The 7,425-nt window shown below is 69.1% G+C and carries 8 protein-coding genes and 1 pseudogene; 5 read left to right on the forward strand and 4 right to left on the reverse strand.

The window, feature by feature from the left end; all coding sequences use genetic code 11:
• Positions 1-188, reverse strand: a pseudogene (locus tag R1101_RS26555) (acyl-CoA desaturase); the annotation flags it as partial.
• Positions 189-232: 44 nt separating this feature from the next.
• Complete coding sequence (locus R1101_RS0112370) at positions 233-1,351, reverse strand: ferredoxin reductase (RefSeq protein ID WP_016933734.1); 1,119 nt, start codon at positions 1,349-1,351, stop codon at positions 233-235.
• 154 nt (positions 1,352-1,505) lie between these two features.
• Here R1101_RS0112370 and R1101_RS0112375 point away from each other — a divergent pair, with 154 nt between their 5' ends.
• From R1101_RS0112375 to R1101_RS0112390, 4 genes are all read left to right on the forward strand, one after another.
• A complete protein-coding gene (locus tag R1101_RS0112375; protein WP_016933735.1) occupies positions 1,506-2,159 on the forward strand; it encodes a TetR family transcriptional regulator in 654 nt (217 codons plus the stop codon).
• Between the two features lie 78 nt (positions 2,160-2,237).
• Complete coding sequence (locus R1101_RS0112380) at positions 2,238-3,071, forward strand: alpha/beta fold hydrolase (RefSeq protein ID WP_016933736.1); 834 nt, start codon at positions 2,238-2,240, stop codon at positions 3,069-3,071.
• A gap of 88 nt (positions 3,072-3,159) precedes the next feature.
• Complete coding sequence (locus R1101_RS0112385; protein WP_016933737.1) at positions 3,160-3,981, forward strand: acyl-CoA thioesterase; 822 nt, start codon at positions 3,160-3,162, stop codon at positions 3,979-3,981.
• A 106-nt stretch (positions 3,982-4,087) separates the two neighbouring features.
• Positions 4,088-4,981 (forward strand): SGNH/GDSL hydrolase family protein, encoded by an 894-nt coding sequence (locus R1101_RS0112390; RefSeq protein ID WP_026003199.1) that lies wholly within the window; start codon positions 4,088-4,090, stop codon positions 4,979-4,981.
• Here R1101_RS0112390 and R1101_RS0112395 read toward each other — a convergent pair whose 3' ends face one another.
• The gene (locus R1101_RS0112395; protein WP_016933739.1) at positions 4,982-6,313 is read right to left on the reverse strand and encodes an MFS transporter; all 1,332 of its coding nucleotides are present in this window, start codon (positions 6,311-6,313) and stop codon (positions 4,982-4,984) included. It abuts the gene before it with no gap.
• 106 nt (positions 6,314-6,419) lie between these two features.
• Here R1101_RS0112395 and cmrA point away from each other — a divergent pair, with 106 nt between their 5' ends.
• Positions 6,420-7,226, forward strand: a complete 807-nt coding sequence (gene cmrA / locus R1101_RS0112400; protein WP_016933740.1) for a mycolate reductase — start codon at positions 6,420-6,422, stop codon at positions 7,224-7,226.
• Between the two features lie 63 nt (positions 7,227-7,289).
• On the opposite strand, the gene R1101_RS30980 is transcribed toward cmrA, so the two are convergent.
• Positions 7,290-7,425 (reverse strand): DUF853 domain-containing protein (locus tag R1101_RS30980; RefSeq protein ID WP_232284739.1); only part of this gene is annotated, 136 nt, incomplete at its 5' end.

The following is a 7,425-nucleotide window of genomic DNA, read 5'->3' on the forward strand; positions in this document are numbered from 1 at the left end:
AGATACTCGCGGTCCTCGTCGCCGAGGGAGGCGAGGGTCTGCTCACGCAGGGCGTCGAGTTCGCGGCCGATCTCCTCGACGCTGTCGTGGTCGAGCACGAGCGGTTCGGCCTCGGCCGCAGCGGTACGGCCCGACAGGAAGGGAAGGAAGGGCAGGGTGGGCAGGGTGGGCAGGGACAATCCGAACATGATGTCCTCCAATGCGTTTCGGTTGTACCGTTCGAACGGTCGGTTCAGAGTTCGACGGCGACGTCGCCGACCGGAGCGTTCACGCAGATCTGGATGCGGCGGCCGGGTTCCGAATCGACCTCGCCGGTACGCACGTCGCGGGTGCACCCCGACAGCCTGACTGCGGTGCAGCTGTGGCAGATACCCATGCGGCATCCGTGTTCGGGCGTGAGACCGGCCGCTTCGGCCTGTGCGAGCAGCGTCGATCCGGTGTTCTCGGCAACGATGCCGGATTCGGCGAAGGAGATCTCACCGCCGGCATCATCTGTCGACGCGACCGATGGCACGAGGACGAATTCCTCGGTGTTCACCATGGCCTCGGCGCCGCGCTCGGCGTAGACCTCGCGGATGCTCGTGACCATCTCCGCCGGGCCGCACACGAACGTGGGCGTGTCGGCGTACCAGGGTGCGACGGCCGCGAGGTGGCTGCGGTCGAACCGTCCGTGCAGCAGCCCGCCGCCGGATCGTGTGTGTGCATGGACGATCTCGATGTTGGGCCGGTCCGCGAGAACGTCGAGTTCGGCGCGGCGCGGGACGTGTCCGGGCGTACGGGTGTAGTAGAGCAGGACCGCGGACCCGTCGTACCCCTCGGCGACGAGACCGGTGAGCATCGACAGCACCGGCGTCAGCCCGGACCCCGCGGCGACGAACAGCAGCCGCCGAGGGCGAGGGCTCGGCACCACGAACTCGCCTGCCACAGGACCGAGTTCGACGACGTCGCCGGCCCTCGCGTGGTCGTGGAGGTGACGCGAGACGGTGCCGTCGGGGTGCCTGCCAATGGTGAAGCGCAGGTCGGGATGCCGCTGCGTCTCCGTATCCACGAGGGTGGGCGAATAGCAGCGCGTGTGCCGCACCCCGTCGACCCGCACCGCCACGGTCACGTACTGCCCCGGAAGGGGGCGGCACGACCGTGCGGGGCGCACCGTGAGCGTGAGCGAATCGGTGGCACTTCGGTCCACATCTGTAATCCGGGCATAGTTCGCCGACGTGACGAGCAGCGGGTCGGCAAGTTCCAGATAGCGGTCCGGGTGGTGCGGGTAGGACAGCAATTCGAGTGCTCCTACCAGTATCTTTCGTAACGAACCCGAACGCGGGACGGGTGTCGGACGGTCGCGCACGATCATGTCTGTCCGCCTTTCGGTAGACCTCTGCGTGCTCAGTGAACGAATGTGCACTGAAATCAGTGTGACAGCCGGACACACCTGGCTGTCAACCCAGGTGTGATCGCGATTACAGTTGCTCGGACACCGCCGAGCCCGTCGTGCCTAGACTCGGAGCGTGTCCACCGCTTCCGCACCTCCGCCGACCACGCGCGCCGAACGCAAGGAACGCACGCGCCAGGCGCTTCTCGACGCCGCCCTCGACCTGTCCGCCGACCGAGGACTCGGCGGGGTGAGCCTGCGGGAGGTGGCCCGTCACGCGGGCATCGTGCCCACCGCGTTCTACCGGCACTTCTCGTCGATGGACGAACTCGGCGTCACCCTCGCCGCCGACACGATGCGGGTGCTGCGCCGTCTTCTGCGCGACGCGCGACGCACCCCCGGACCGTCCGGCGCCCGTCAGTCCCTGGACGTGCTGGTCCAGCAGGTACGGGCCCACAAGGCGACCTTCCGGTTCCTCGCCCGCGAACGCCACGGCGGAGTACCCGAGGTCGCCGCCGCCATCTCCGTCGAGTTGCGCCTGCTCACGAGTGAACTCGCCGCCGACCTGGGCCGCTCCCCCGGCTTCGACGACTGGGAGTTCGACGATCTCGAGATGGCCGCCGACCTGCTGGTGACCGCGATGCTCGACTTCGTCCTCGACCTGCTCGCCGTCGAACGTCCCGGCAGCGCGCAGGAAACGGAGGTGGTCACCCGCGCCGAGAAGCAGATGCGTCTGATCCTGCTGGGCACGGCGGCGTGGCGGCCACGTCGGACGTCCGGCGACCGGTGACGGGCCGGAGCGACTCCGGTTCGTCGAGGTGGACGGGAAATCCTGTCGGAGACCCTCCCCTTCCGTAACGTGGTTCCCATGGCATCGAGCGAACCCGCCACCTACGACGATTTGACCTTCGACGTGCGCGTGGCGGGTCCGAGGGACGGCACACCCGTCGTGCTCCTGCACGGCTTCCCCCAGACATCACGCAGCTGGACGCCGGTGGCCCGCCTGCTCGTCGAACGCGGTTTCCGCGTGATCGCCCCCGACCAGCGCGGATACTCCCCCGGCGCCCGGCCGGCCGGCGTCGAGCACTACGGGGTGCCGGCGCTCGCCGGTGATGTCCTCGGTCTGCTCGACGAATTCGGTCTCGCTCGCGTCCACCTCGCGGGACACGACTGGGGCGCCGCCGTGGCGTGGTACTTCGCCGCCCACCATCCCGACCGCGTCTCGGCGCTGACCGCGGTCTCGGTCCCCCACCTCGCCGCCTACGGCTGGGCGCTGCGCGAGGACGCCGACCAACGCGAGCGCTCCTCCTACATCGGCCTCTTCCGGGAGGAGGGCAAGGCGGAGGACCTCCTCCTCGCCGACGACGCGCGGCGCCTGCGGGCGATGTTCGCGCCGGGCGTGGACCGCGCCGCGGTGGACCACTACGTCGCCGCGATGTCCGCGCCGGGCGCTCTCACCGCCGCCCTGAACTGGTATCGCGCCATGACACGGGATCTCGATTCGACTCCCCCGGTCCGCGTCCCGACGACCTACCTCTGGAGCACCGCCGACATCGCGATCGGCCGCGCCGGCGCCGAACGGTGTGGCGAGTTCGTCGATGCCGACTACGACTTCGTGATCCTGCCCGACGTCTCGCACTGGATCCCGGAGGAGGCGCCTGCCGAGGTCGCGAACGCGATCGCGCGGCGACGGAACGCCTAGACGGGCCCGAGCCGGTCCTCACCCGGATTCTCTGTATGTTGTCGTACGGATCCGACCTGCGCGACACCTTTTCCGAGGAGACCCTGTCATGACCGACGTCTCGGTGACCACTCACGTCTTCGACGCCGCCGTCGACCTCTTCGAGGTCCGGGACGGTCGCACCGAAGGGCATACGCACCCCGCCTACGCGAACATGGTCGGCCCGTTCGGCGGTATCACCGCCGCGACCCTTCTGCGCGCGGTCGAACGGCATCCTGATGTCCTCGGCATGCCGCTGTCCCTGACGGTCAACTTCGCCGGACCCATCACCGACGGACCGTTCGACATCGCGGTGCGACCGGTGCGCACGAACCGGACCACCCAGCACTGGTCGCTCGAACTGTCGCAGGGCGGTGAGGTCGCCACCACCGCGACGGCCGTCTTCGGTCTCCGTCGCCCCACCTGGTCGTCGACCGAACCGCAGGCACCGGCCGTCCCCGCACCCGACTCGCTCGAACCGACACCGCTGCCCGACTTCATCGCGTGGGCACGCAACTACGAGATGCGGTACGCCACCGGGGTCGTTCCCGAGGAGGGCAGCGCCGAGGTCGCCGACTCCACGTCGACCCTGTGGGTGCGCGACGTCCCGTCGCGCCCGCTCGACTTCGCCTCGCTCACCGCGATGTGCGACATCTTCTATCCCCGCGCCTTCCTGCGTCTGGGCCGGGTACTGCCGGCCGGCACGGTCTCCATGACGACCTATTTCCACGCCGACCGGGAGACCGTTGCCGCGCAATCCGACGGCCCCGTCCTCGCCACCGCCCGGGCGCATCGCTTCGAACAGGGCTTCTTCGACCAGAGCGCTCGGCTGTGGGGACGCGACGGCGTCCTGCTCGCGACCTCGCACCAGATCGTCTACTTCAAGGCGTGAGGCCGATTCGAGGCGCGGAGCGCGACGTCGCGCTCCGGCGCACGTACCGGCCACCGGCGCACCTGTAGCCTCGGATACATCGGCTCCACTGATTGCGAGGTCCGATGTGACGAGACCGAGACTCCTCCGACGAGCGGGCGTCATCGCCTGCGCCGCAATCACGTTCGTGGTAGCGGGGGCGGCTTGCGCCGGGACGGAGGAGACGGCCCCGGCTGCGGACTACGAGTCGTACGTGGCCCTGGGAGACTCCTTCACCGCCGGACCCGGCATCCCGCCGCAGACCGAAGGCGATCCGTGCGGACGGTCGGGGAGCAACTATCCCACCCTCGTCGCCGCCGGACTCGGCATCGACAACTTCGTCGACGCGTCGTGCGGCGCCGCCACCTCCCTCGATTTCGGGATGCCGCAGACCACCTTCCGCGGCGGGACGGTGCCACCCCAGTACGACTCGCTGCGACCCGACACCGAACTCGTCACGGTGGGCATCGGCGGCAACGACATCGGCCTCGTCCAACTGGCGTTGGGGTGCGTGAATCTCTCGGCACCGCCGGAGGGCGCGTCGTGCGCGATCACGAACACCACCGGTGGCGCCGACCGCGTCGACGCCACCATCGACGCTTTCGCACCCACCTACACCACCGTGATCGACGAGATCCGTCGACGCTCACCGGAGGCACGCATCGTCCTCGTCGGCTATCCCACCGGCATCCGCGACGGTGGCTGCTTCCCCGACCAGCGGATCTGGCCCGAGGACGCGACCTATCTGCAGGAGAAGATCGACCGGTTGAACACCGTCATGCGCGAGCAGGCCGAGGCCGCCGACGCGGACTACGTCGACCTGCGTTCTTCGAGCCGCGATCACGACGCGTGTGCCGCTCCGGAGACCCGATGGATGGCCGGTCTGCAACCGGCCGCCGGGTCGATCCCGCTGCATCCGAACGCGGCCGGACACCGCAACGCCGCCGACCAGGTACTGGCCGCGATCACCGACCGATCCTGATCAGTCCTTCGCGGACATCTCGGGAGCCCGCACCGCGAGCAACGACAGCAGACCGGCGCCGAGCACGAGCAACAGTCCCACGATGCCGGCCCGGTCGGTACCGAACCACCATGCGAAGAAGCCGAACAGCGTCGGCGCCAGGAACGACACCGCCCGACCCGTCGTCGCGTAGAGACCGAACATCTGGCCTTCCCGGCCCGGCGGGGTGAGGCGCGCCAGGAAGGTGCGCGCCGACGACTGTGCGGGACCGACGAACAGGCACAGCACGAGACCGAAGATCCAGAACATGAGCGGACCCGAGACCACGAGCAGCACGATGCCGGTCGCGATCATGGCGACCAGCGACCCCACGATCACGGCCTTGGGCCCGATCCGGTCGTCCACCCGCCCGGCCACGAGCGCGCCCACGGCGGACACGACGTTCGCGGCGACACCGAAGAGCAGTACATCGCCCGCTCCGATCCCGTAGACGGTGACGGCGAGAACCGCCCCGAAGGTGAAGACACCGGCGAGACCGTCCCGGAACAACGCCGACGCCCCGAGATACCAGATGGTGCGACGATCCGCCCGCCACAGCTCCGTCAGATCGCGCCCCAACACGCGATAGGACTCGACGAAACCCGCCCGGCGCGCGATGTCCCCACTCGCGACCGGCTTCTCCGGAACGGCGAGGAGCACGGGCACGGCGAACACCGCGAACCACACGGCAGCGAACAGCGCCACGAGCCGGATGTTGATGCCGTCCTCCGTCGGTACACCGAGGAAACCGCGCGAATCGCCGTCACCGGCGATGAAGCCGGTGTAGCACAACAACAGGAGCGCGATCCCACCGAAATAGCCCATCGCCCAACCGAAACCCGACACCCGGCCGATATCCGCCGGGGTCGACACCTGGCGCAGCATCGAGTTGTACGGGACCTGCGCCAGTTCGGCCATCACCGACGCCACACCGAGCAGGACCATGCCGAGCCACAGATAGTGATAGTCGTCGCGGACGAAGTACATCGCCGCCATGGCCGCGACGGTGACCGCGGTGAGAATGCCCAGCGACCGCTTCCGCCGCCCGGTGGCGTCGTAACGCTGACCGGACACCGGTGCGGTCACGGCGATGACGAAGCCGGCGATGCCCAGGGACCATCCGAGCCAGGTGCTCGCCGAGATCCCGCCCGGCAGGTCGTCCCCGACCGCGTCGGTGAGATAGACGGAGAACACGAAGGTCAGGATCACGGCATTGAACGCCGCCGAACCCCAGTCCCACAGACCCCACGAGAAGACCTGACGACGCGTCGTGGCCTCCCCGGCCCCACTCGCCGTGTCCGTGAACGCATTCATGCCCCGGAGCCTAGGCTTCGGGAGCGCCCGCGGCACCGAACGACTCGATCGCACAGTCGGGCCGGCCCCGGCCGTCGCTGCGCGCCTGCCGCTACGCTGACCCACTGTGACTCTGCCGAATCCCCATCCCGATGCCCGTGCCGTCGTCACCGGAGCGTCCTCCGGCATCGGTGAGGCCCTCGCAACCGAACTCGCCGCCCGCGGCCACTCGCTGATCCTGGTCGCCCGCCGCGGAGAGGTGATGGAGGCCCTCGCCGAGACCCTGCGCGCGAAATACGGTGTGACCGTCGAGGTACGCGCATGCGATCTGTCCGACCGCGACGCCCGGACACCGTTGGTCGACGAACTCGTACGCCGCCGCATCAGCATCCTGTGCAACAACGCCGGCATCGCGACCTTCGGCGCGGTCGCGGAACTCGACGCGACCTACGAGCGGGCGCAGGTCGAACTCAACGCCGTCGCCGTGCACGACCTCACCCTCGCGGTGCTGCCGCAGATGGTCGAGCGGAATTCCGGCGCGATCCTGATGGTCGGTTCGGCCGCCGGCAACATGCCGATCCCGAACAACGCCACCTACGCCGCCACGAAGGCATTCGTGAACACCTTCTCCGAGTCGCTACGCGGCGAACTGAAGGGCACCGGCGTGCACGTCACGCTGCTCGCCCCCGGTCCGGTGCGTACCGAGGAACCCGATCCGGCCGAGGCGTCGATCGTCGACAAATTGGTCCCGGACTTCCTGTGGATCTCGAGCGAGCACACCGCGAAGGTCTCGCTCGACGCGCTCGCCGCGAACCGCATGCGCATCGTGCCCGGCGTGATCAGCAAGGCCATGTCGGCCGCCGGTCAATTCTCGCCGCGATCGGTCTCCGCGCCGATCGCCGGAGCGTTCTACAAGAAGCTCGGCAGCAACTGACACAGCAACACCTCACCGCCTCGGCGGCAGCAACACTTCACCGCCTTCGGCGGCAGCAACACCTCACCGCCTTCGGCGGCGTCCCGTGCCGAAGAGGCTCCGGCCGATCTCGCGGCCGGCCGCGGACGCCGCCGAACGGATGAAGCTGCGCACCGCCGCGCTGCCGAGCACCTGCTCCACGACCGACTGCCCGGCTTCG

Source organism: Rhodococcus sp. R1101 (assembly GCF_000278445.1).
Taxonomy (GTDB): domain Bacteria; phylum Actinomycetota; class Actinomycetes; order Mycobacteriales; family Mycobacteriaceae; genus Rhodococcus; species Rhodococcus gordoniae.

Bases quoted from the DNA above. Each gene is read 5' to 3' on its own strand.
- R1101_RS0112385 (WP_016933737.1), top strand. From the start codon at position 3,160: ATGACCGACGTCTCGGTGACCACTCACGTCTTCGACGCCGCCGTCGAC.
- R1101_RS0112370 (WP_016933734.1), bottom strand. From the start codon at position 1,351: ATGATCGTGCGCGACCGTCCGACACCCGTCCCGCGTTCGGGTTCGTTA.
- R1101_RS0112380 (WP_016933736.1), top strand. From the start codon at position 2,238: ATGGCATCGAGCGAACCCGCCACCTACGACGATTTGACCTTCGACGTG.
- R1101_RS0112395 (WP_016933739.1), bottom strand. From the start codon at position 6,313: ATGAATGCGTTCACGGACACGGCGAGTGGGGCCGGGGAGGCCACGACG.